This is a genomic window from Duganella sp. 3397, from assembly GCF_031456625.1.
In the GTDB taxonomy this organism is placed as follows: domain Bacteria; phylum Pseudomonadota; class Gammaproteobacteria; order Burkholderiales; family Burkholderiaceae_D; genus Rugamonas; species Rugamonas phyllosphaerae.
In genome coordinates this window covers 171,074-194,288 of record NZ_JAVDVB010000007.1, presented here as the reverse complement: position 1 = coordinate 194,288, position 23,215 = coordinate 171,074, and the positions used below count along the sequence as shown (strand labels likewise).

Genomic DNA, 23,215 nt, shown 5'->3' with positions numbered 1-23,215 from the left:
ACATGGCTGTCACGATGACGCAATTTGGCGCGCTGCCCGCAGTGCAATTTACCGCGCCGGACGGCGCCCAGGCCACGGTCGCGCTGTTCGGCGCCCACCTGCTGTCCTGGAAAACCGCCGACGGCGTGGAACGCCTGTTCGTCAGCAGCCAGACGCCGCTCGACGGCAGCAAGGCCATCCGTGGCGGTGTGCCGGTCATCTTCCCGCAGTTTAATGTGCGTGGTCCCGGCCTGCGCCATGGTTTTGCGCGCGTGTCCACCTGGCGCCTGGCCGACAGCGGCGGCGACAACGGCAGCGCGTTCGTGGAGCTGGTGCTGGACCAGAGCGACCTGGCGCCGGAACACGCACAGGCCTGGCCGCACCAGTTTGCATTGACCCTGCGCTTCACCTTGCACGGCAATGCGCTGGAAGCCGGTTTCACCGTGCGTAACACGGGCGCGGCGCCGTTCCCGTTCGGCGTCGCGCTGCACACCTATTACGACGTCGGTCAGCTGAACGCCACGACGATCAGCGGCCTGCAGCACCAGCAATACACTGACCACGAGCTCAATACCCGCATCCAGGATTACCCGGCGTTGCACTTCAATGAAAAGCACGACCGCCTGTACCAGTCCACGCCCACGCTGATGCTCAACACGGCCAGCACCACGTTCAACCTGTCGCAGCAGGGCTTTACCGAATGGGTGGTGTGGAACCCGGGCCAGGTGGATGCGGCCGCACTGGTGGACCTGGCCGACGACGAATACCAGCGCTTCGTGTGCATCGAACCGGCGCGCGTGGACCAGCAGCCGCTGGCCGCCGGCGCGCAGTGGACCGGCCGCCACCGCATCGGTATCTGAACCCCGGCAGATGTGCGGGTTAGTTCGATTCCTTGATAATGCGCCCGGAGCTCGGCTGCACCGGCCGCGCATTGTACGGATACAGGCGGCTGAAGAAGGCCATCTGCGCCGGCGACGCCGTGATCGGTTCCTTCATCACCAGCCACAGCACGCCCTCTTCGCAGGGCGGCGTGGTCATCGATCCCATGAAGGTGTAGTACTCGCGCCGCGCCGGCAGCAGGTCCATCGGATCGAGCGATTCGGCCGGGGCCATGGTCTCCATTTTTTCCAGCGGCAGGTTGTTCCACACCTGCTGGATCGCCGGCTGCACCTTGCCGCGTTCGAGCAGCAGCGCCAGCATGGCGATGCGGCCTTCGCTGTCCTTGTGCACCAGGTGCACCACCATCTCGTAACCCTTGCCGTTGATGCGTTCCTCCGACGGGCGGTGGAAGTGAAATTGCACCAGCTCGTACATGCGGTTGCCCACGTTGAGGAAATTGCCGCGCCCGACCATCACCTGCACGGTCTTGCCGTTGTCGGTGACGTTGAACGACGACGGGTGGTAGTCGAAATTGATCTGTTCCAGGTCCACCCGCATGCCGTCGCGGATATCGATCGGCGACTGGCGGTTGCCGGTGCCGCACTTGGCCCACGCCGGATTGGTCTTGGCCCAGTTGGCGGGACCGGCCTCGCCCTCGTATGACCAGACATTGCTGTAGACCTTGGGCGGCGGCGGGATCGCTGCCACGGCAGCCTTGGCGGCAGCGGCCTTTCTGACATTGGCCGCTGCGGCGGCCGCGCGGGCCTGCTGGGTGGCGCGCATGGCGGCAAGGCGTGCGGCGATCTTGGCCGACAGGTCCGCTTCCGGGTCGCTGGCCGGCTCGGCGCTCTTGCGTGCACCCGCTGCCGACGCGCCCCTGGCCTCTTTGGCATCCTGGGCCGGCGCCTCCTTGGCAGCCGCTTCCTTGCCGGCCGGCGCCTTGCCCGGCGGCGTGGTCGTGGTCAAACCCACCGCACCGCCACCGTACGCGCGCGCGCCAGCCAGCGTCGACAAAGGCGTCTTCGACGAAGGCGAAATGAGCGGATCGATCTGCTTGTCATTGGCCGACACGGCAGCGCAACAACAGCAGGCAATCAGGGAGAGAAGCAGGCGCATACGGTTCCAGAAGTAACATTTACTTTCTGGTTTACGGATGCATTTGGGAAAAACTTGAGGTCTGGCAATGGGATATATTTCTGCGGAGACACGCTACAGCATGTTGCAGCGTGTCGAAAGCATAAGTTTGTGAAACGCGATTCAGCGTCCGATCACGCGTCTTCCGAGTCGCCATGCGCCGCCGAGCAGGATCGGAATCATCACCACGCCGATCGCCACCATCACGATTTCCGACAGGTGGTCGCGCACAACCGGGATGTTGCCGAAGAAGTAGCCAGCCGTGGTGAGCGACACCACCCACAGCAGCGCGCCGCTGATGTTGTACAGTTGGAACCGGCCATGCGGCATCTCGGACACGCCCGCCACCAGCGGCGCGAACGTGCGCACCACCGGCACAAAGCGCGCCAGCACGATGGTCTTGCCGCCATGCTTTTCGAAGAAGTCGTGGGTTTTGCGCATGGCGTCCTTGTTGAGCCAGCGATAGTCGTGGGTGTACACGCGTTGCCCGATGGCCCCGCCAATCTTGTAATTGAGGGTATTGCCGGTGACGGCGGCGGTGACCAGTAGCACATTTAGCAACAGCAAATTCATGTCGCCCGTGGCGCAGAAAGCGCCGGCGATGAACAGCAGGCTGTCGCCGGGGAAGAAGAACAGCACCACCAGGCCGGTTTCACAGAAAATAATTGCGAACAAGACCACGTAAACCAGCGTGCCGTATTGTTGGATCACTACTGCCAATGACTTATCGACATGGAGCAGCATGTCGAAGAATTGCATAAAATCCATATTCTTCCTGTAAAGTGTGCGCCGGAATCATACACCACCGCTGCTGCTGCCGGTCTAAGTTTCCTCGGCCCCTCACGGCAGTTTACAATCGTCGGCACGCCCGCAGCAAGCGGGTTTGTTTCAAACCAGGAGATCAGGATGCTGTTTAACCCGTTGTTAAGTAAAGCTGTGCTGTTTTCGGCGTCTGCGTGCCTGCTGACCTCGGCCATGGCGGCCGAATTGCCGGTCAAGCCCACGGTGGCGGACCTGGTCAAGCAGTCCAAGGCCGACGACTGGCGCCCGCTCGATCCCACCAATACGCTCTACCTGGACTTGCCGGTGGGCCGCGTGGTGATCGAACTGGCGGCCGACTTCGCGCCGCAAAACGCCGCCAACATCAAGACCCTGGTGCGCGAAAAATACTTCGACGGCCTGTCCATGATGCGTTCGCAGGACAACTACGTGGCGCAGTGGGGCGACGCCAACGAAAACAATCCCAAGTCGCTCGGTTCGGCCAAGGCCAAGGTGCCGGGCGAATTCACCGTGCCGATGAGCTTTGACAAACACTTTGTGCGCCAGCAGGACGCCGACGGCTACGCGCCCGAGATCGGCCACTCGCGCGGCTTCCCGGTCGGGCGCGATCCCAAGACCAATACCACCTGGGTAGCGCACTGCTACGCCACCGTGGGCGTGGCGCGCGACACCGACACCGACAGCGGCAACGGTTCGCAGCTGTACGCGATCACCGGCCACGCGCCGCGCCACCTCGACCGCAACATCACGGCCGTGGGCCGCGTGGTGTCGGGCATGGAGCTGCTCTCGTCGCTGCCGCGTGGATCGCAAACGATGGGCTTCTACGGTGCCGACGAAGCCAGGATGCCGATCACCCGTGTGCGGGTGGCGTCCGACGTGCCGGCCGCCGAGCGCGTGCAGCTGGAAGTGATGCGCAGCGAAGCGCCGATCTACCAGGACGTGATCGAAGCGCAGCGCAATCGCGGCGGGCCGTGGAACAAGTACGCGGCCAACTACGTGGAGCTGTGCAATGCGCCGATTCCGGTGCGGGTGCGTCCGCCGGCGCACTAATCCTTACAGCCTGCCTGCGCCAGCAGCCAGGCTTTGAAAGCCAGCACGCGGGCGTCCTGCCCGCTGCTGGCCGCATGCACCAGGTGGTAAGCATACTGCGGCGCCATGCGCACGCCGATGTCGAACAGGCGCACCAGCCGGCCATCGGCCAGTTCGGCAGCCACCATGTCGCGCTCCACCAATCCCACCGCCCCGCCCTCGATCACCGCCTGCACCACGTGGCTGGAATCGGCAAAGGCCAGGCAACGGCGCTCGTCGAAGTTCTCGACACCGGCTGCCGCCAGCCACATGCCCCAGCCGGGCCACGGTACGCCATCGACCCGGCAATCGACGTGACACAGCGTGTGTGCGAGCAGGTCGCGCGGCGTGCGCAGCGGCAGCCCCTGTGGCAGTCCTTCCGGCAGCCCCTGCGCCAGCAGGCGCGGGCTGCACACCGGGATGATGGTCGCGTCGAACAGCCGGTGCGCCACCGCGCGCGGCCAAGCGCCGGCGCCGAAGCGCACCGCCACGTCGATAGCGTCGGCGTCGAAGTCGCGTACCTGGTCGGTGATGTCGAACGTCAGGTCGATGTGCGGTTGCGCCGCCCGCCACTGCGGCAAGCGCGGCAACAGCCAGTTGGTGGCAAACCGCGCACCCAGCGATACGCGCAACTGGCCGGCGCCGCGCGCCAGCTTTTGTGCCCGGCCCACGGCGCGGTGCAGGGTACCCAGCGCCTCTACGCTCGCTTCCAGCAATACCGCGCCGGCCGGCGTCAACGCGATGGTGCGACTGGTGCGCGCAAACAGCGCAAAGCCCAGCTGCTCTTCGATTTCGCGGATCTGGTAGCTGACGGCGGCCGGCGTCAGGCCCACCTCGGCCGCAGCGCGGGTGAAGTTGAGGTGGCGGGCCGCCGCCTCGAAGGTGCGCAAGGCGCGGGTGCCGGGCAGGATGCGGGACATGATCGTTAAGTTTTACTTGTAGATGGCAGCGATATTACTCGTTTCCCAGGGCAGCCGCGTGCTGGAATAATCATGGCACTTAATGATCAGAGCATGCCATGACCTTTTTTACCGTAGAACGCGACGGCCAGCCGGCAGCAGATCACCACTTGGCGCCGCTGGCGTTTGCCGGCTACGCCCATTTCACCGCCATGCAGGTGCGCGGCGGCCTGGTGCGCGGCCTGGACCTGCACCTGCAGCGCCTGCGCGACGCCTCTCTGGCGCTGTACGGCCAGGCGCTGCCTGAAGATCACATCCGCGCCTGCCTGCGCGCCGCCCTGCGCCAGGGGCCAGCCGAGGTGTCGCTTACCGCCACCGTATACTCGCCCGCCGGCGAATTCACCGTGGCCGGGCCAGACGCCACGCCGGCACTGCTGGTGCGCACCAGCGCGCCAGCGGACGGCCCGGCCGGCCCGCTGCGGCTGGCGTCATTCCAGCACGAGCGCGTGCTGCCCGAGTTGAAACACGTGGGCGAGGTGGCCAAGACCTGGTACCTGCGCGCGGCCGTCGCGCGCGGGTACGACGACGCGGTTTTCCGCGACCGCCACGGGCGCCTGACCGAGGGCTCGATCTGGAACCTGGCGTTCTGGGACGGCCACTGCGTGGTCTGGCCGCAGGGATCGATGCTGGCCGGGACCACGATGCAGATCGTGCGGCGCCAGTTGCAACGGCTGGGCGTGCCGCAGCGCGAGCAGGACCTCACGCCGGCCGATGTCGCCGCCTTCACGGGCGCGGTGGTGATGAACTCGTGGACGCCCGCCATCGCGGTCCACGGCATCGACACCATCGCCGTGCCACCCGCCCCGCCATTCCTGGCGCTGCTGCGCCAGGCGTGGAAGGCGGAGCCGCCAACCGCGCCCTGATCGGGCGAAGCCAGGGCGCAAACAGTTATAATCGGGGCATGAACGCCCCCGATACCGCCCCCCGCCAGGCCGCTGCAGCGCGCCCGATCCAGGCCTTGCCAGACCAACTGATCTCCCAGATCGCCGCCGGCGAGGTGGTCGAGCGGCCGTCCGCCGTGGTCAAGGAACTGCTGGAAAACGCGCTCGACGCCGGCGCCACGCAAATCAGCGTGCGGCTGGAGGAAGGCGGCGTCAAACGCATCGCCATCACCGACAACGGCCGTGGCATTCCCCCCGAGCAGATGCCGCTGGCCCTGGCGCGCCATGCCACGTCCAAGATCTCGTCGCTGCACGACCTGGAAAACGTGGGCACGCTCGGCTTTCGCGGCGAGGCGCTGGCCTCGATCGCCTCGGTGGCGGCCGTCACCCTCACCTCGCGCACGGCCGACGCGCCGCACGCATGGGAACTGGTCGGCTCGCACGAAGGCACGGTGGCGCCGTCGTCCGGCGCGCTGGGCACCACCATCGACGTGCAGGACCTGTATTTCAATACACCGGCACGCCGCAAGTTTCTGAAATCCGAGCAGACCGAGTTTGGTCACTGCGCCGAGGTCGTGCGCCGCATTGCGCTGGCGCGCCCCGACGTCTCGCTCAGCCTCACCCACAACGGCCGCACCATCGACCACTGGAACGTGTGCGACATGGCCCGCCGCAGCGCGCAAATCCTCGGTGAAGGCTTTGCCGAGGCGCGCCTGCCCATCGACGAAACAGCCGGCCCGCTGCGCATCCACGGCTACACCGGCCTGCCGACGGCCTCAAAGGCGCGCGCCGACGGCCAGTTCTTTTACGTCAATGGCCGCTTCGTACGCGACAAGGTGCTGGTGCACGCGGTCAAGGCCGCCTACCAGGACGTGCTGCACGGCGACCGTTTTCCGTCGTACGCGCTGGCGCTCGAACTCGATCCGGCGCTGGTGGACGTCAACGTCCACCCGTCGAAGATCGAAGTGCGCTTCCGCGACAGCCGCGCGGTGCACCAGTTTGTGTTCCACGCGGTGCAGCGCGCGCTGGCGCAAACCTCGGCCACGTCGCACGGCAGCGTGCCGTCGCCGCTGCCGGCGGCCGACACGCTGACCAGCGCCACCTGGCGCGGCGAGCAGACGTCGTTCGGGCCGTTGCTGACGCCAGATTATTCGCCGAAGTTTTCGCCTTCGCCGTTTGGCGGCTCGTCAGGGTCTTCCGGTGCGTTGTCCGGCACCGGCAATGACGGCGCAGGCAGCTTCGCCGGCGCCGGCGCCGGCTTCGGCGGCCAGCGCTACGGCCAGCCCGAGGGTGGCGTGGCGCAAAGCACTGAAAAGTACGGCGCCCTGTTCGGCGGCAACGGCCGCGTGGACAGCTACCGCGCAGAAACCGACATGGCCCTGCCGCAAAGCAGCCCGTTCACCGTCTCGGCTGCTGCCATGGCGCAGGAAGAATTCCCGCTCGGCTTCGCGCTGGCGCAGCTGCATGGCATCTACATCCTGGCGCAAAATGCGAAAGGCCTGGTGCTGGTGGACATGCACGCCGCCCACGAGCGCATCCTGTACGAACAATTGAAGACCGCGCTCGAGAGCCGCGTGGCAGGCGAAGCGATGCAGGTGCAGCCGCTGCTGATCCCCGTCACCTTCTATGCCGACGCGGTGGAAGTGGGCACCGCCCACGAACACCAGGAAATCTTGCAGGCATTGGGCTTCGACATTGCCGCACTCTCGCCCACCACGCTGGCGGTGCGCTCGGTGCCGGTGCTGCTCAAGAACGCCGACGCGCAAACGCTGGCGCGCGACGTGCTGCGCGACGTGCGCGAATTCGGCGGTTCGCGGGTGCTGATCGAGCGCCAGAACGAGCTGCTCGGCACCCTCGCCTGCCACACGGCGGTACGCGCCAACCGCATCCTGGCGGTGCAGGAAATGAACGCGCTGCTGCGCCAGATGGAAAAGACCGAACGCGCCGACCAGTGCAACCACGGCCGCCCCACCTGGGTGCAGGTGGAAATCGGCGCGCTCGACAAGCTGTTTTTACGTGGCCAATAATGAGTGACATCGCAAGTAAACCGCTGGCGGTCGCCATCATGGGCCCGACCGCGTCGGGCAAGACCGCGTCCGCGCTGGCGATAGCCGCGCGCATTCCGTCCGAGATCATCTCGGTCGATTCGGCCCTGGTCTATCGCGGCATGGACATCGGCACCGCCAAGCCCACCCGCGCCGAACTGGCGGCCGTGCCGCACCACCTGATCGACATCATCGACCCGCTCGATTCGTACTCGGTGGCGCAGTTCCGCAAGGCGACCTTGCAGCTGGTGGACGACATCGTCGCGCGCGGCAAGCTGCCGCTGCTGGTCGGCGGCACCATGTTGTACTTCAAGGGACTGGCCGATGGCCTGGACGACCTGCCCGGCGCCGACCCGGCCCTGCGCGCCCAGCTCGAAGACGATGCCGCCCGCATCGGCTGGCCCGCCATGCACGCGCGGCTGGCAGCGCTGGACCCGGAAACCGCCGCGCGCCTGGCGCCGGCCGACGCCCAGCGCATCCAGCGCGCGCTGGAAATTTGCACGCTGGCCGGCAAGCCGATGTCGGAGCTGCTGGCGCTGCGCGACAAGACCGAGCTGCCGTTCGAGCTGCTGCCGCTGGCGCTGGAACCGTCGGACCGCGCCGTGCTGCACCAGCGCATCGAACGCCGTTTCGACATCATGCTCGACGAAGCAGCGGACGACAACCTGATCACGGAAACAGAGCGGCTGCGCCGGCGCGGCGACCTGCACCCGGGCCTGCCGTCGATGCGCTGCGTGGGCTACCGCCAGGCGTGGGAATACCTCGATGGCGCGATCGACTACAAGACCATGCGCGAGACCGGCATCATCGCCACGCGCCAGCTGGCCAAGCGCCAACTGACGTGGCTGCGCTCGATGCCGGACCGGGTGGTGGTCGATTGCCTGGGGTCCGATCCGACCGCCGAGATCCTGGCGCACGTGGCAAACCAGCTCGGCTAGGTTCGGCCAGATTCAGCCAGATTCAGCCAGGGTCGGCTTTCAGGTGGTGGGCGGCGCCTTATCCATGTAAATGATTTCCCATAAATGACCGTCCAGGTCCTGGAAACCGTGGCCGTACATGAAGCCGTGGTCCTGCGGCGCCTTGTAGGTGCTGCCGCCGCCTTCGACCGCCTTGCTGACCAAGGCGGTGACGGCATCGCGCGACTCGACCTGCAAGCACACCAGCACCTCGGTGGACGTGCGCGCATCGACGATGGTCTTGGGCGTGAAGGTCTGGAAGCGCTGTTCGGTGAGCAGCATGACGAAGATGTTCTCGGCCACGATCATGCAGGTGGCGCCGTCGTCGGTGTAGTGCTGGTTGAAGGAATAGCCGAGGTGGGTAAAGAATTTGATCGACGCCGGCAAGTCGCGCACCGGCAGGTTGATAAAGATGTTGGTCGCCATGCAGCCCCCATTAGAAAACCATCGTGTCCCCGCAGCCAGAATACCAATATGCCAACCTTTTGACGACTGGTGTACGATAGAAGTTCCGCATTCACCGCGAAATCCACTTTTTTCAAAAAAATCGCTGGACCAGCGTTGACAGAAAAAGCGCCAACCCTCATAATGCTTCGCGTTGCAGGTGATATAGCTCAGTTGGTTAGAGCACAGCATTCATAATGCTGGGGTCGGTGGTTCAAGTCCACCTATCACCACCAAAATTCCAAGAGCCGCCGATTCGCAAGAGTCGGCGGCTTTTTCGTTTGGCATGCCCCCGCCTTCGGCACCTCGCCTTCTTCAGTAATCAGTCAAACGATCATCGTATTTTCCCTCGAGTTCTATAATCAACTCCCACTTGCCGCTCCGGGAGAGCGCTTTGCGTAGAAAATCAAATGATTACGGCGCCGTGGTCCTGCTCTGGCTGGCCGTTGGCCTGCCGGGCGTCGCGTTTGCCCAGTCGCCAGCGTCGGCGCAGCAGCCGCAGCAATCGGGCACCATAGCTCCCGCAGAAAGCGCGGGCCATGCCGGCGACGTCATGTTCGTGGTCCGCGTCACCGGTTTGCGGGCGGTACCCTGGAAGAGCTATGGCGCCATGCGCGCGGCAGTCGCGGCCTACGAAAAACACAAAGCGCTCGCGCCCGACGCGGAATTCCGTTTCGCGGTGATGCCGCCTGCAGGAATGCAACTGCCGCCCAATTTTGCGCTGCGCGTGCGCACGGCGCAAGGACAGGAATTCCCGATACGCCTCGAGCATGGCGAATTGTTCACGCTGCCGCTGTTGCCCGATCTTGAAGGAGACGCCGACCTGGTCAGCAACTTCAAGGGAGGTCCCCTGCGGATCGGACTGCTGGTGCACACCCGCACCGTGGCGCCCGACCAGTTGCGCCTGGGCGACCTGCGCCTGCGCTATGAGATCAACGCCGCCATTGCGATGATGGACGAGCCCGGGGAATACGACGCCAAATGCCGGGCGCCGGGGCGCTGGAACCGCTGCAAGCGGCCCAGCAAGGTCATATGGCATCGACCTTGGACCGCCACCAGCGGCGCGTGGATCGTCGAGGGAAGCCGACGCGTACCGCTGCAAGCAAGCGAAGATCCGAAGGACCTCCTGTACCGCATGCCCATCGCCAGCACGCAGTGGGGCAACGATGCGCTGATCGAGTTCGGCTACGAGGCGCCGCAACGTCGTCCGCGACAACTGTTCGAGGCGGCTATTTATAACGGCAACGACTAGCCTGGAAGCCCACCACGTCGTGCACTACCAGCGGCGCTACCAGCCGCAGCGCCGGCACGCGACACCACCCGCACGGCGTCTGTGCGCCTGCACCATCAGGGTGCCGTGAAGCATGGCACCGGCCATGCCTTGGCCATCCCCATCACAGTTTCAGTTCCAGGTTCACCGACCACTCGCGCGCACTGTCGCTGCGGCCCCAGTTCTGGCTCACGCCATTGCGGTCGGCGTAACGCGAATACGTGGCGCCGTCGCGCGCCAGCAGGTTCTTGCCGGTGAAGCGCCACTGCACCGTGGGACTGACTTTGTACAACAGGTAGGCATCGAGGTCGCTGCGCGCCTGCAGGCGCGTGCTTTGTTCGGCCGAGATGCGCGCCGGTCCACCGGAGCGGAACGCCAGGCTGGCGCCGGTGGTGTAAGCGCCCTGCCTGTAATCGACGCCGAGGTTGGCGGTGATTGGCACCTGCTGGTCGAGCCGGTTGTCCGGTCCCGGCACCGATTGCACCTGCGACCAGTTGCGGTTGACGCTGGCGCGCAGATCGAGCGCCGGCCAGGCCGGCCACACCAGCTTCGAGGGGAATTTCACTTCCAGGCCCAGGCCGCGCACATCGGCCTTGCCATCGTTGACCGGTTGATACAGCCAGCGCCCGCCGCTGTCCTTCGACAAGGCGGTGCGGATGTAATCGGTGATGTGGCGGGTCGAGGCGGTGGCCGAGAAGGTGGCGCCCGGCGCCCAGAAATGTTCGTAGGTCGCATCCACCCCGGTCGCCAGTTCGGGCTTGAGATCGGGGTTGCCGCTGCTGTCGGCGGTAAAGCGCGTGTTCAGATCGGCCTCGTTCCGGCGCGCCGTCAACTGGCCCACCGTCGGCGCCTTGAAGGTGCGCGTGAGGGCCAGGCGCAGCTGGCGGCCGCTCTTGTCCGGGAACTTGTAGAGCGTCTGGGCGATGGGGCTCAGCACGTGGTTGCGCGAGCTGGTGTCCGGCTGGCCGCTGACGGCGCTGTCGGTGCGGATGGTTTCCCAGCGCGCGCCCAGGTACATCGACCACTGCTTCGTGACATTCCACTCGTCCTGCGCAAAAGCGGCCACCTGCACCACCTGCGGCGCAAAGCGCTCGTCGAAGATCAGCGGCACGCTGCCGGTAAAGCCTTCCACCCGCTGGCGGTCTTCGCTTTGGCGCTGGCGACTCGCTTCCCAGCCGGTGGCCAGCGCGTGGTCGTCGAACACGGTGCGCGTGTACTTGCCGTTGCTGCGCACCGAGTTGCTGCGCGTGTCGCTGTCGGTGTCGCGTTGCAGCGTGCGCTGGCGGTTGGCCGTGCTCGACGCCCAGTCGCTATCCGCGCGGCCATTGCTGTGGGTGGCGGTGAGCGTGGTATCGAGCTTGCCGCCGGCCAGTTGCGTGACCCAGTTCAGGTTGGTTGAAACGTACACCGACCGGTTCTCGCTGGCGCCATCACGGAATACAAAATTCGGCGCCGGAAAGCTGCCGACCTGGTTGCCGTAGCGATAGGCCTGGTCGCTGTCGAAGCGGTTGACGCCCACCGAGGCGCTCCAGTTCAACTGGCCGTTGTTGGCGAGCTTCCAGTTCAGGCGCGGCTCCATCCCCAGCAAGGACAGCCGGGACTCGTTGGCGATGGTGCTGTCACGCTGTTGCAGCACCGCGCCATCGCCGGACGCCAGTTGCTCCGTGAACGTGGCGGGATTGCTGCTGTCATGGCGCAGCAGGAATACCGAGAGGTAATACGACAGGTCGCCGCTGCGGTCGGCCAGCGTACCGAGCGCGGAGGCGCGCTTGACCAGGCCCGAATGACCGACGCCCAGGCGCATGTCGCGCTGCGGCTTGCTCACCACTTTTTTCAGCACGATATTGATGGTGCCGGCGATCGCCTGGGTGGAAAACTCGGCAGTGGCGGCGCGCACCACCTCGATCCTCTCGATCTGCTCGGGCGCCACCGTCTGCAGGTTGAAGCCCGCTGGCGGGCGCTCGCCGTTGACGAGCACCTGCGTATAGCCGTTACCGAGGCCGCGCATGCGGATGCTTTCGCCGATCACGGTCACGCCGGGCGCGCGCTTGAGCACATCGAAGACATTGGTGTCGCCGTATTTGAGGATCTCGTCCTGGCGTATCACGGTCTTGCTGGCGGTGTCGTCGCGGCGCGGATCGTAGTCGGTGGCGCCGTTCACTGTCACCTCGATGATGTCCCTGGACGACGGCTTGTGCGGCTCGGCTTTCACGGCGGCTGCGGGCGCCGGTTGCGCCAGCGCGGCGCCATGCAGGCCGAAGGCGGCGACTGCAACGATTTCGGCCGCCAGCAGCGGGATGGCTGTTTTCATTGAGATTTTCTTTATTGCAAAATCCGCAATGATCGATTAATTATCGCCGCGAAGAAAGTTTCCTCATGAAAATTAATGAAAAATCATGCAATTGATTGCCGTGACATTTACCCCACACCGGCTATAGAAAATTTGCGTTCACCTATACGAAGTCGTCATAGCTCGGTGCGCAATTGCTCACGCCCTTGATTGTTTCGTGACGATACGATCAGCAGCGGTATGCGACTGCAAGTCACTATCCCAGTCAACGCCGCAGCTACAGGGCAATTACGCACCCAACAGCGCGCTCACGGTGCCACCATTTTTCACGCAACACCGTCGCCCTCGGCTGTTGCCGTATGTTCGGCAGGTGACTTAGTCTTCATAAAGCCGGGCACTGCCCAGGCAGCCCAGACGTCAAACACTGAGGATATAAAAATGAAAAAGAAAATACTGGAGACCGTGATACCGCTGGCCCTGGCGGCCATGTATGCGCCAACGGCGCTGGCGCAGCAAGCCGCGCCGGCAGCCCCCACCAGCGAGGCGACACCGCCGGCCGAAGCCAAGGTCGATACAGTGGTAGTGACCGGCTTTCGCTCCAGCCTGCAAAAGGCACTGAATCTGAAGGCCCAGTCGATCGGCGTGCGCGATTCGATCGTGGCCGAGGACATCGGCAAATTCCCCGAGGCGAACGTCGCCGAATCGCTGCAGCGCGTGCCGGGCGTGATCCTCGAGCGCGACGACTCGTCGGGCGAAGGCCAGCGCGTGTCGATCCGTGGCCTGCCGTCCGATTACTCGGTCACCACCCTGAACGGCGCGCCGATCAACACCACCTCGACCTCCACCATCGGCAGTGCGCGGCGCGGCTTCAACTACGACGTGTTCGCGTCCGAACTGTTCGGCCGCGTGGACTTCTATAAATCGCCGCTGGCCGAACTGACCGAAGGTGGCCTGGGCGGCGTGGTGGACCTGCAAACTCCGCGCCCGTTCGACAACCCCAAGCGCACCATCCGCTACGGCCTGACCGACACCTACAACACCAACTCCAAGAACCACGATCCGAACGGCTTCGCGCTGTACTCGAACACCTGGGACAACCTGGGCTTTTTGGTGGGCGTGTCGCATTCGGGTAACGTCAACACCCGTTCCGGTTTCGAGGCGACCGGCGGTTATAACAGCTCGTTCAACGGCAGCCAGAATCCGGTCCAGGGCAACTTCGCATTAAAACTCGATTACGACGATCCGCGCGCCAACCTGTCGGGCTACACGCGCGAGCAGATCGACAAGGCGCTGCTGCCGCGCATCTACCGCTTCTACGGCTCGGAAAACGAGCGCACGCGTGACGGCCTGGTCTCGTCGCTGCAATACAAGACACCGACCGTCAACGTCAGCTTCGACACCATGTATTCGAAGCTCGAGAACACCCGCAAGGAAAACGTGTTCGGCATCCTGATCCGCAGCACCGCCACCACCAACCGCGCCCTGCCCGCCGGCGCCAACGGCAACAACGGTTTGATCCCGGTGAACGTCAAGATCGATCCATCGAGCAACCTGCTGACCGGCACCTTCGCCAACACCACCTACAACGGTGGCGCCATCTACACCGAGGATGAAACCGAGTTCGGTTACGGCGCCCTGAACGGCAGCTGGAAGGTCAGCGACAAGCTCACCCTGACCGGCCAGGCCAGCCTCAATCACAGCTCGGCCACCAGCGCCACCGGCCAGCTGGCCGGCTACATCTACGGCGCCCAGTCGACCATCGACTACGGCAGCGACCACGTGTATCCGTCGATCTCGTCGCCGACCAGCTACACCGATCCGAACAACTGGAGCGGTTTCACCATCGGCACCGGCTGGACCAAGGAAACCGACAAGGGCAAGCAGGCGCGCGTGGTGGCCGACTGGGACTACGACCTGCCCGGCGAATGGACCGGCAAGCTCAAGGCGGGCCTGGTGTATGTCTCTACCGGCAAGGATGTCAACAAGCGTAACGGCACCGCGCTGGCCACCGCCCAGCTCAACCGCATCGGCGCGGCCGGCCTGCGCAGCGGCATGACCAGCCAGCTCCCGATCGACAATCTCGACATCGGCGGCGGCTGGCCCAAGGCCTGGAGCACATGGGACAGCAACTACTTCTACAACAACTTCAACCCGAACACCTACAACCCGGCATCGACCTTCACGCCGTCGCAAAGCTTCGCTGCCGAAGAAAACGTCAAGACCGGTTTCATCCAGTCCGACTTCAAGGGCAAGATCGGCGAGCGCGAACTGCGCTTCAACGCCGGCGTGCGCTACTCGAAAACCGACACCAAGATCGACAATTTCAAGCAGCAGGGCACCAGCTTGGTGTACGGCGCCAACCACGAGCAGGGTTCGTACAGCAATGTGCTGCCATCGGTCAGCGCAGCGTTCGACGTGACCGAGAACCTGATGTGGCGCGCGTCGTGGGGCAAGACCATCACCCGCGCGTCGCTGTCGATCATCGCCGCGCAAACCGTGATCCCGAACCAGTTCGACAACTCGGCCACCTCGGGCAATCCCAACCTGCGCCCGCAACAGTCGAAGAACCTCGACACCGGCCTGGAATGGTATTTCAAGCCGGGCAGCCTGCTGTCGGCGGCGATCTTCCAGAAGGATCTGACCGACGCCACCGTGGCCAACACGCGCCTGGTCACCTTTGGCTCGCTGGGCCTGCCGGATACCGCGCTGGGACCGTTGTTCCAGGACGCCAGCGGCCGCGTGGACCCCAACCTGGCAATGACACTGCGCAGCTACACCAACGCCGGCAAGCAAAAGCTCAAGGGCTACGAGCTGGCCTACCAGCAGGCGTTCAGCTTCCTGCCCAAGCCGTTCGACGGCATGGGCGCGCTGGCCAGCTACACCCATATCGATCCGTTCAACAGCGCCAGGTGGGTGACCAACGCCGGCCGCGAGATCGAGGTCAACTCGGTGCCGAAGTACGCCTACAGCACCACGCTGTACTTCGAGCAGGGCCCGCTGGCCATGCGCATGTCCTATAACTACAAGGGCAAGGCGCTCAACGGCGACAACCCGCGCAACCTCGGCGACGACCTGATACGCTGGCGCGCGGCGCGTGGCTACCTCGATGCCAACATCAGCTACAAGATCAGCGAAAACCTGGAGTTCCGCGTCGACGCACTGAACCTGTCCAACACGCTGGCCTACGATTACTTCGAGGACGCCAGCGGCCAGTACGGCAGCGGCAAGAAAACCCGCATGGACTATGCAAAATATGATGGCCGCACCATCAAGTTCGGCATCCGGGGGAAACTGTGATCAGACGTTCATTCATTGCAGGCGCAGTCGCGCTGCCATTGACGCTGGCATTGGCCGGCTGCGCCACTGGCAATGCCAATGCGCCGGCCATCGACACTTCCGAGCAGGAGGTGCTCGCCATCATCACCAAGGTCAACGACTACTGGCAGGCGCGTGAAAAGCCGCAACAGTGGGCGTTCTGGGACATCGCCGCCTACCACACCGGCAACATGGAGGCCTACCAGGTCACCGGCAATGCGCGCTACCGCCAGTACTCGCAGGACTGGGCTGTGCACAATGCCTGGCAGGGCGCCAAGTCCACCGCCCGGAGCAAGTGGAAGTACCAGTACGGCGAGACCGACGAACACGTGCTGTTCGGCGACTGGCAGATCGCCTTCCAGACCTACGCCGACCTGTATCAGCTCGACGCGCAAAAAGATCCGCGCAAGATCGCCCGCGCGCGCGAGGTGATGGAATACCAGATGAGCACTGCGCAGAACGATTACTGGTGGTGGTCGGACGGCCTGTACATGGTGATGCCGGTGATGACCAAGCTGTACAAAATCACCGGCAATCGGCTCTACCTGGACAAGCTGCACACGTACTTCGAGTACGCCAACAGCATCATGTACGACAGCGACGAAAAGCTGTACTACCGCGATGCGCGCTACGTGTACCCCAAGCACAAGAGCGCCAACGGCAAGAAGGACTTCTGGTCGCGCGGCGACGGCTGGGTGTTTGCCGGCCTGGCCAAGGTGCTGCAAGACCTGCCGCAGGACGACCCGCACCGCGCCGAATACGTCGCCAAGTACCGGGGCATGGCCGAGGCCTTGAAGAAAGCGCAAACGCCGGACGGCTACTGGACCCGCAGCCTGCTCGACGCCGCCCATGCACCGGGGCCCGAGACCAGCGGCACCGCGTTCTTCGTCTATGGCTACCTGTGGGGCATCAACCACGGCGTGCTCGATCGCGAAGAATACCTGCCGGTGGTGCGCCGTGGCTGGAATTACCTGTCCAAGGTTGCACTGCAACCCGATGGCAAGATAGGCTATGTGCAGCCGATCGGCGAGCGGGCGATTCCCGGCCAGGTGGTGGACCAGAATTCGACCACGCCGTTCGGTGTGGGGGCCTATCTGCTGGCGTCGTCGGAGATGGTCCGCCTGCTCAGAAAATAAAACGGAGACACGATGGAACGACGTAATTTCATACAGACCCTGGCTGCCGGTTCGGCCGGCGCCATGCTGGGCGTGGCGCAGGTAGCCGGCGCCGCCACCAAGCCAGTACCGGCAGCAGCGGCCAAGCCGGTAACGGACAAGTCGCGTGCCGAACTGGCCGCGCTGGCGCAGAAAATGAGCGAGCCGGTGCTGTCAAACATGGCCGCCGGCACCCTGAAGAAAAACTTCGCGCTCGAAGTGAGCCCCACCTGGGATGGCCGCGACAAGGGCGTGGCCTACCTCGAATGCTTCGGCCGGCTGATCGCCGGCATCGCGCCGTGGCTGGCCCTGGCCGACGACGGCACGCCGGAAGGCCGCACCCGCAAGCGCCTGCAGCAAATGGCGCTGCAAAGCTATACCAACTCGGTCGATCCCGCCAATCCGGACTGCCTGCTGTGGAAAGGCCCGGGCCAGACCCTGGTCGATTCGGCCTACTTCACCAATGCGCTGATGCGCGCGCCGAAAGCACTGTGGGAGCCGCTCGACGCCACCACAAAGCAGCGCATCATCGCCGAGATCAAGTCGCTGCGCCGCATCGAGCCGCCGTACATCAACTGGATGCTGTTTTCCGCCATGAACGAAGCGTGGCTGATGTCGATCGGCGAGGAGTTCGATCCGCTGCGCATGAACGTGGCGATCCGCAAGATCAACGAGTGGTACGTGGGCGACGGCTGGATCAAGGATGGCGACGCGTTCCACTTCGATTACTACAACGCCTTTGTGATGCACCCGATGCTGGTCGAGATCCTCGATGTACTCGACGATAAAAAGGGCGCGTTCTGGAACGGCAAACCGGACGAGCTGCGCGCACAGGCGGTCAAGCGCATGCAGCGCTTCAGCGAGCACCTCGAGCGCTTCATTTCCACCGACGGCAGCTTCCCGCCGATCGGCCGCTCGCTCACCTACCGCACGGCGGCGTTCCAGCCACTGGCGCTACTGGCGCTGCGCAAGCAGCTACCGCAAAGCCTGCCCGAAGGCCAGGTGCGCGCCGCGCTGCAGGCGGTGCACAAGGCGGTATGGACCGCCCCCGGCAATTTCACCAGGGACGGCTACCTGACCATCGGCTTTGTCGGCCACCAGCCCGAACTGGGCGACTGGTATTCCAACAACGGCAGCATGTACATTGCCTCGGCCAGCCTGCTGCCGCTGGGCCTGGCGCCTACCGATACCTACTGGACTGCCCCTGCGCAGGACTGGACCCAGAAAAAAGCGTTCGCGGGCGCCCGCTTCCCCAAGGATTACCCGGTAAACTATTAAGATGACGACTTACATACCTATCACCTCCCCCGGCCGCCGCCGCGTGCTGCGCCGGGTGGCAGAACTCAGTGCCGCCGCCGGCGGCCTGCTGCTGCCGTTTGCCGCCACCGTGCATGCCGCCGGCTCGCCGCGCTTCGCGATTACCGACACCGACTTCACGCTCGACGGCCAGCGCCTGCAAATCCGCTGCGGCGAGATGCACTTTGCCCGCGTGCCGCGCGAGTACTGGGGCCATCGCCTCAAAGCCATGAAGGCCATGGGCCTGAACACCGTGTGCGCCTACCTGTTCTGGAACTACCACGAATGGCGCGAAGGCAAATACGACTGGGCCGGCCAGCGCGACGCCGCAGAGTTCTGCCGCCTGGCGCAGCAGGAAGGCCTGTGGGTAATCCTGCGCCCGGGTCCATACGCGTGCGCCGAGTGGGAAATGGGCGGCCTGCCATGGTGGTTGCTCAAGCACCCCGGCGACAGCTTCCTGCGCACCCGCGACGCTGCCTTCATGGCGCCGGCGCAGCGCTGGATGAAGGAAGTGGGCCGCGTGCTGGGCCAGCAGCAGATCACCCACGGCGGCCCGATCCTGATGGTGCAGGTCGAGAACGAATACGGTTTCTTCGGCGAAGACCTCGACTACATGCGCGCCATGCGCCAGGTGCTGATCGACGGCGGTTTCGATGTGCCGCTGTTCCAGTGCAATCCCACCAACGCCGTGGTCAAGACCCACATCAAGGAACTGTTCTCGGTGGCGAACTTCGGCAGCGATCCGGCGGCCGGCTTCAAGGCGCTGGACCAGGTGCAAAAAGGCCCGCGCATGTGCGGCGAATATTATTCCGGCTGGTTCGATACCTGGGGCTCGCCGCACAAGCGCGGTCCGGCCGACCGCGCCGTGGCCGACATCCAGAACATGCTCAAGATGAACGGCTCGTTCAGCCTGTACATGGCGCACGGCGGCACGTCGTTCGGCCTGTGGGGCGGTTGCGACCGGCCGTTCCGGCCCGATACCAGCAGCTACGACTACGACGCGCCGATCAGCGAGGCAGGCTGGATGGGCGAAAAGTTCCAGGCCTACCGCAACGGCATCAAGCCATTCCTGCTGCCTGGCGAGACGCTGCCGCCGGCCCCCGCCCACAACCCGGTGATCGCCATCGCGCCGTTTTCGTTCAAGCAGTCGGCGTCGGTGTTTGCCGCGCTGCCGCCAAAGGTGATCAAGGCGGTCTCGCCACAGCCGCTGGAGGCGTATGACATCAGCCGTGGCATCGTCTCGTACCGCATCACCCTGCCCGCCGGTCCGGCCGCCACGCTGGAAGCGGCCAAGGTGCGCGACCTGGCCTGGGTGTACGTCGACGGCAAGCTGGCAGGCACGCTCGATACGCGCTACCGCCGCTTCAAGGTCGATCTGCCCGCGCGCAGCAAGCCGGTCACGCTCGAGATCCTGCTCTACACCATCGCCCGGGTCAACTTCGGCGTGGAGATCCACGACCGCAAGGGCATGCACGGCCCGGTCACGCTGGCTGGCCAGCCTTTGGAAAACTGGGACATCCGCGCCATCGATTTCGACGCCGACGCGGTGCTGCCGCCGCTGGCCTGGAAAACCGGCCGCACCGCCGGCCCGGCCTTCTGGCGCGCCAGCGTCGACGTGGCTACCACCGGCGACACCTTCCTCGACATGTCCAGCTGGGGCCAGGGCATCGTGTGGGTCAATGGGCGCTGCCTGGGGCGCTACTGGAGCATCGGTCCCACGCAAACCATGTACCTGCCCGGCCCGTGGCTCAAGCGCGGCGCCAATGAAGTGATAGTACTCGACCTGACCGGCCCGCAGGTGGCGCGCAGCGCCGGCCTGAAAACCCCGGTACTCGACCAGTTGAAACCCGACCGCGACCTGCCACGGCCACCGAGCACCGCGCGCGCCCAGCTCGATGGCGTGAAACCGGTGCACGAGGGCGAGTTCCAGCGCGGCGCCGCCACCCAGGACGTGATGTTCGCGCAGCCCGCCACCGGCCGCCAGTTCTGCCTCGAGTCGCTCGACGCCTTCGACGGCAAGCAGTTCGCCGCGATTGCCGAACTGGCCTTGCTGGGCCCCGACGGCAAGACGCTCAACCAGTCCAACTGGACCATCGCCTTTGTCGATAGCGAAGAGGTGAGCAAGGAAGACGGCGGCGCCCTGAACGCCATCAACGGCCAGAACACCGACCACTGGCACACGGCGTACAGCGGTAAAGCCAGAACCACCGCCCACCCGCACCGCATCATCATCGACCTGGGCAAGACCGACACCGTGGCCGGCATGCGCTACACGCCGCGCCAGGGACCGGAGGGCGTCACGGGCCGCATCCGCCACTACCGCGCCTACGTTGGCGACAAGTTGGTAGTGGATCGATAGCCACAGGCGGCGCGACCGGAATTTGACACCGGTACGCCTGCTGGGCAATCATCGCACATGATGATTGCCCGTTCCTTACGCCGGGGGCAGCCGGGCTGGCTGGTTTGCCTGTTGCTCCCCCTGTTCCACTTCGCCAGCGTCAAGCTGACGTTCTTTTGCGCCGTCACGCCGGAAAACGCGGTGGTGGTGTGGCTGCCCAACGCCGTGCTGCTGGCGGCGTTGCTGCGCTTTCGCGGCCGTCGCGCGCCGCTGCTGTGCGCCCTCACCTTCGCCTCCGACGTCGCCGCCAACCTTCCAGCGTTCGGCTGGCAGATGGCGCTGCTGCTCAGCCTTGTCAACCAGCTCGAAGTTCTCACCACGTATGCCCTCATGCGCCGGTATGAAGCCTCGCCGCGCCTGCAGCGGCTGCAAGATTTCGTCAAGTTCTTCGTGGCCGGCCCGGTGTTGGCGGCCATGCTGGCCGGGCTGGCCGCCGCGCTGGTGCTGCAGCAGTATGGTTCGACCACGCCCTACTTCACGCTGGCGCGCCTGTGGTGGTTCGGCGACGGCCTGGGCCTGCTGATCTACACGCCGCTGTTGCTGGCGCTCTCGGGCCGACATTACCAGCGGCTGCGCCTGTCCCGCCTTGATGGCGCCATCCTGGCCGGCGCCCTGCTGCTGGCGGCAGCCGTGCTGTCCGCCCATGGCGGCGCAATCGACGGCGTGTCGGTCACGCCCACGCTGCTGCTGCCGGCGGCCGCCGTCATCGCCTTCCGCTTCGGGATGCGCCTGACCACGCTGTTCGTGGCGCTGGTGTCGCTATCCACCGCCATGATGATGACCACCGGGCTGCAGCCGTTCGGCGCCGTGCCGGTGCACCTGGAAGTGGTGCGGGCGCAGGAATTCATCCTCACCCTGGCCATGATCGGCATCGGCTTCGCGGTCCTGATCAGCGAACTGCAGTCGCGCGAGCGCGAGCTGGAACGGCGGGTGCGCGAACGCACGCGCGAGCTGGAGCGATCAAACCACCGCCTGACGGCCATGAACGCCACCGACGGCCTGACGGGCATTGCCAACCGCCGCCACTTCGACGAGATGCTGGCCGCCGAATGGAGCCGCGCCCGCCGCACCGGGCAGCCGCTGGCATTGGCGATGCTGGACGTGGACCACTTCAAGCAGTACAACGACTACTACGGCCACCAGGCCGGCGACAACGTATTGCGCCAGGTGGCGGCCGAGCTGACGCGGCGCGTGCGCCGAACCGGCGACCTGGTGGCGCGCTACGGCGGCGAGGAATTCGCCATCATCGCCCAGGCCGGCAACGAGGAGCACGCGCTGGCGATGGGTGGCCTGATCTGCGAAGCCATCGCCGGCCTGAAACTGACGCACCCGCACTCCCCGTTCGGGGTGCTGACGGTCAGCCTGGGCGTGGCGATCATCGTCCCGCACGACAGGCACTGCATCGCCGACTTCCTCCGCGCGGCCGATACGGCGCTGTACCGCGCCAAGCAGCTGGGACGCAACCGGGTGGAGCTGGCGGATACAGCTATTTCCAAGAGCGCCTGCTCTACAGCTGGCGGAATTGGGTGGGAGTGAAGCCTGTCGTAGCCTTGAACTGGCGGGTAAATGCCGAATGATCGCCATAGCCGCATGCCTGGGCGATCTCGGCCACGCTGGCGTCTCCGGCCAGCAGGCGCGACGCCGCTTCCACCCGGGTCTTGATGATCATCTGGCGCGGCGTGAGGTGGAAGATGCGCAGGAAGTAACGCTCGATCTGCGCCACCGACATATGGGCCGTGCGCGCCAGCGCCGCCAGCGGCAGCGGCTCGCCGTAGGCCTCCTGGATCAGGTTCACCGCCGCCGCCACCTTGCGGTAGGCGGGATTTTTCTTGTCCGCCATCGCCAGGTCGCGCGAGATGCCGGTCAGGCCCACGATGCGGCCCGCCGCGTCGCGCAGGGCGGTCTTGCGGGTGAGGCACCAGCCGGGATCGCGGCTGGGATACAGGTGCAGTTCCAGCTGGTCTTCGATGTCGTGGCCGCCGGCCAGCACCGCCTGGTCCTGCGCCAGGAAGGTCTGGCCGAACGGCGCCCTGAACAGCTCATCCGCCGAGCGCCCCAGCAGCGCAGACTTGTGCCGCTGACCGCAACGCTGTACCAGCGTCTGGTTAACCACCACGTAACGGCCGCGTTCATCCTTGACGAAAAAAACCACGTCCGGCAGCGCGTCGAACAGTGCTTCGGCAAAGAACGGATCGGCGATGGTCCCAGCTACCATGCGGCGTGCAGCGTCGTGGTGACGGTTTTCGATGTCGTGATTGTGCATGGTGCCGATTGTGCCAGCATCGCGCCACGTCGTCCCGCGATTTTTGGCCATTTTTACCAGTTGTGCAGATTTCGTCATCCATCATGCTTAGCCGATGCAAGACA

Annotated in this window: 17 protein-coding genes and 1 tRNA gene; 12 read left to right on the top strand and 6 right to left on the bottom strand. The window is 65.1% G+C overall.

Features of this window, described 5'->3' with window-relative positions:
- Window positions 1-2: 2 nt before the first annotated feature.
- Window positions 3-839, top strand: a complete 837-nt coding sequence (locus J2X54_RS21940; protein ID WP_310183661.1) for a D-hexose-6-phosphate mutarotase — start codon at window positions 3-5, stop codon at window positions 837-839.
- A gap of 19 nt (window positions 840-858) precedes the next feature.
- On the opposite strand, the gene J2X54_RS21935 is transcribed toward J2X54_RS21940, so the two are convergent.
- Entirely contained in the window at window positions 859-1,974 is a 1,116-nt protein-coding gene (locus J2X54_RS21935; RefSeq protein ID WP_310183659.1) for a carbonic anhydrase family protein, read from the bottom strand.
- A 141-nt stretch (window positions 1,975-2,115) separates the two neighbouring features.
- Window positions 2,116-2,760, bottom strand: coding sequence for a VTT domain-containing protein (locus J2X54_RS21930; RefSeq protein ID WP_070246494.1), 645 nt, complete (start codon window positions 2,758-2,760; stop codon window positions 2,116-2,118).
- A 138-nt stretch (window positions 2,761-2,898) separates the two neighbouring features.
- Between J2X54_RS21930 and J2X54_RS21925 the strand changes: the two genes are divergently transcribed.
- Window positions 2,899-3,822: a peptidylprolyl isomerase gene (locus tag J2X54_RS21925; protein ID WP_310183657.1), complete on the top strand. Its 924-nt coding sequence runs from the start codon at window positions 2,899-2,901 to the stop codon at window positions 3,820-3,822.
- Here the strand turns inward: J2X54_RS21925 and J2X54_RS21920 are convergent.
- Window positions 3,819-4,760 carry a LysR substrate-binding domain-containing protein gene (locus J2X54_RS21920; protein WP_310183654.1) on the bottom strand — a complete coding sequence of 314 codons (942 nt, stop codon included), beginning with the start codon at window positions 4,758-4,760 and terminating at the stop codon, window positions 3,819-3,821. The two genes, J2X54_RS21925 and J2X54_RS21920, sit on opposite strands and share 4 nt — an antisense overlap.
- Before the next feature lie 98 nt (window positions 4,761-4,858).
- Between J2X54_RS21920 and J2X54_RS21915 the strand changes: the two genes are divergently transcribed.
- Genes J2X54_RS21915 through miaA form a run of 3 tightly spaced genes read left to right on the top strand, consistent with a single transcriptional unit; the run spans window position 4,859 to window position 8,663 of the window.
- Window positions 4,859-5,662 carry an aminotransferase class IV family protein gene (locus J2X54_RS21915; RefSeq protein WP_310183651.1) on the top strand — a complete coding sequence of 268 codons (804 nt, stop codon included), beginning with the start codon at window positions 4,859-4,861 and terminating at the stop codon, window positions 5,660-5,662.
- Between the two features lie 38 nt (window positions 5,663-5,700).
- On the top strand, window positions 5,701-7,707 hold the full coding sequence (gene mutL, locus J2X54_RS21910) for a DNA mismatch repair endonuclease MutL (protein WP_310183648.1): 2,007 nt from the start codon (window positions 5,701-5,703) through the stop codon (window positions 7,705-7,707).
- Window positions 7,707-8,663, top strand: coding sequence for a tRNA (adenosine(37)-N6)-dimethylallyltransferase MiaA (miaA, locus tag J2X54_RS21905; protein ID WP_310183645.1), 957 nt, complete (start codon window positions 7,707-7,709; stop codon window positions 8,661-8,663). Before mutL ends, miaA begins: the two co-directional genes overlap by 1 nt.
- 39 nt (window positions 8,664-8,702) lie before the next feature.
- On the opposite strand, the gene J2X54_RS21900 is transcribed toward miaA, so the two are convergent.
- A complete protein-coding gene (locus tag J2X54_RS21900) occupies window positions 8,703-9,107 on the bottom strand; it encodes a VOC family protein (RefSeq protein WP_310183642.1) in 405 nt (134 codons plus the stop codon).
- Between the two features lie 177 nt (window positions 9,108-9,284).
- Here J2X54_RS21900 and J2X54_RS21895 point away from each other — a divergent pair.
- Together J2X54_RS21895 and J2X54_RS21890 are read left to right on the top strand one after the other, a co-directional pair.
- Window positions 9,285-9,361: transfer RNA gene (locus J2X54_RS21895), tRNA-Met, on the top strand.
- 158 nt (window positions 9,362-9,519) lie between these two features.
- Complete coding sequence (locus J2X54_RS21890) at window positions 9,520-10,377, top strand: hypothetical protein (RefSeq protein WP_310183639.1); 858 nt, start codon at window positions 9,520-9,522, stop codon at window positions 10,375-10,377.
- A 142-nt stretch (window positions 10,378-10,519) separates the two neighbouring features.
- Here the strand turns inward: J2X54_RS21890 and J2X54_RS21885 are convergent, their stop codons facing one another.
- Entirely contained in the window at window positions 10,520-12,706 is a 2,187-nt protein-coding gene (locus tag J2X54_RS21885; protein ID WP_310183637.1) for a TonB-dependent receptor, read from the bottom strand.
- A gap of 417 nt (window positions 12,707-13,123) precedes the next feature.
- Between J2X54_RS21885 and J2X54_RS21880 the strand changes: the two genes are divergently transcribed.
- Genes J2X54_RS21880 through J2X54_RS21860 form a run of 5 tightly spaced genes read left to right on the top strand, consistent with a single transcriptional unit; the run spans window position 13,124 to window position 22,384 of the window.
- Window positions 13,124-15,982: a TonB-dependent receptor gene (locus tag J2X54_RS21880; protein WP_310183635.1), complete on the top strand. Its 2,859-nt coding sequence runs from the start codon at window positions 13,124-13,126 to the stop codon at window positions 15,980-15,982.
- Window positions 15,979-17,136: a glycoside hydrolase family 88 protein gene (locus tag J2X54_RS21875; protein WP_310183633.1), complete on the top strand. Its 1,158-nt coding sequence runs from the start codon at window positions 15,979-15,981 to the stop codon at window positions 17,134-17,136. Before J2X54_RS21880 ends, J2X54_RS21875 begins: the two co-directional genes overlap by 4 nt.
- 12 nt (window positions 17,137-17,148) lie before the next feature.
- Window positions 17,149-18,432, top strand: coding sequence for a DUF2264 domain-containing protein (locus J2X54_RS21870; RefSeq protein ID WP_310183631.1), 1,284 nt, complete (start codon window positions 17,149-17,151; stop codon window positions 18,430-18,432).
- Between the two features lies 1 nt (window position 18,433).
- Window positions 18,434-20,809: a beta-galactosidase gene (locus J2X54_RS21865; protein ID WP_310183628.1), complete on the top strand. Its 2,376-nt coding sequence runs from the start codon at window positions 18,434-18,436 to the stop codon at window positions 20,807-20,809.
- Between the two features lie 57 nt (window positions 20,810-20,866).
- Window positions 20,867-22,384, top strand: coding sequence for a diguanylate cyclase (locus J2X54_RS21860; protein WP_310183625.1), 1,518 nt, complete (start codon window positions 20,867-20,869; stop codon window positions 22,382-22,384).
- Here J2X54_RS21860 and J2X54_RS21855 read toward each other — a convergent pair.
- Entirely contained in the window at window positions 22,356-23,111 is a 756-nt protein-coding gene (locus J2X54_RS21855; protein WP_070246515.1) for an AraC family transcriptional regulator, read from the bottom strand. The two genes, J2X54_RS21860 and J2X54_RS21855, sit on opposite strands and share 29 nt — an antisense overlap.
- Window positions 23,112-23,215 lie beyond the last annotated feature (104 nt).

Coding starts and splice junctions, on each gene's coding strand:
- mutL (WP_310183648.1), top strand. CDS start 5,701: ATGAACGCCCCCGATACCGCCCCCCGCCAGGCCGCTGCAGCGCGCCCG.
- J2X54_RS21925 (WP_310183657.1), top strand. CDS start 2,899: ATGCTGTTTAACCCGTTGTTAAGTAAAGCTGTGCTGTTTTCGGCGTCT.
- J2X54_RS21920 (WP_310183654.1), bottom strand. CDS start 4,760: ATGTCCCGCATCCTGCCCGGCACCCGCGCCTTGCGCACCTTCGAGGCG.
- miaA (WP_310183645.1), top strand. CDS start 7,707: ATGAGTGACATCGCAAGTAAACCGCTGGCGGTCGCCATCATGGGCCCG.
- J2X54_RS21860 (WP_310183625.1), top strand. CDS start 20,867: ATGATGATTGCCCGTTCCTTACGCCGGGGGCAGCCGGGCTGGCTGGTT.
- J2X54_RS21930 (WP_070246494.1), bottom strand. CDS start 2,760: ATGGATTTTATGCAATTCTTCGACATGCTGCTCCATGTCGATAAGTCA.
- J2X54_RS21935 (WP_310183659.1), bottom strand. CDS start 1,974: ATGCGCCTGCTTCTCTCCCTGATTGCCTGCTGTTGTTGCGCTGCCGTG.
- J2X54_RS21880 (WP_310183635.1), top strand. CDS start 13,124: ATGAAAAAGAAAATACTGGAGACCGTGATACCGCTGGCCCTGGCGGCC.
- J2X54_RS21865 (WP_310183628.1), top strand. CDS start 18,434: ATGACGACTTACATACCTATCACCTCCCCCGGCCGCCGCCGCGTGCTG.
- J2X54_RS21940 (WP_310183661.1), top strand. CDS start 3: ATGGCTGTCACGATGACGCAATTTGGCGCGCTGCCCGCAGTGCAATTT.
- J2X54_RS21900 (WP_310183642.1), bottom strand. CDS start 9,107: ATGGCGACCAACATCTTTATCAACCTGCCGGTGCGCGACTTGCCGGCG.
- J2X54_RS21885 (WP_310183637.1), bottom strand. CDS start 12,706: ATGAAAACAGCCATCCCGCTGCTGGCGGCCGAAATCGTTGCAGTCGCC.
- J2X54_RS21870 (WP_310183631.1), top strand. CDS start 17,149: ATGGAACGACGTAATTTCATACAGACCCTGGCTGCCGGTTCGGCCGGC.
- J2X54_RS21855 (WP_070246515.1), bottom strand. CDS start 23,111: ATGCACAATCACGACATCGAAAACCGTCACCACGACGCTGCACGCCGC.
- J2X54_RS21915 (WP_310183651.1), top strand. CDS start 4,859: ATGACCTTTTTTACCGTAGAACGCGACGGCCAGCCGGCAGCAGATCAC.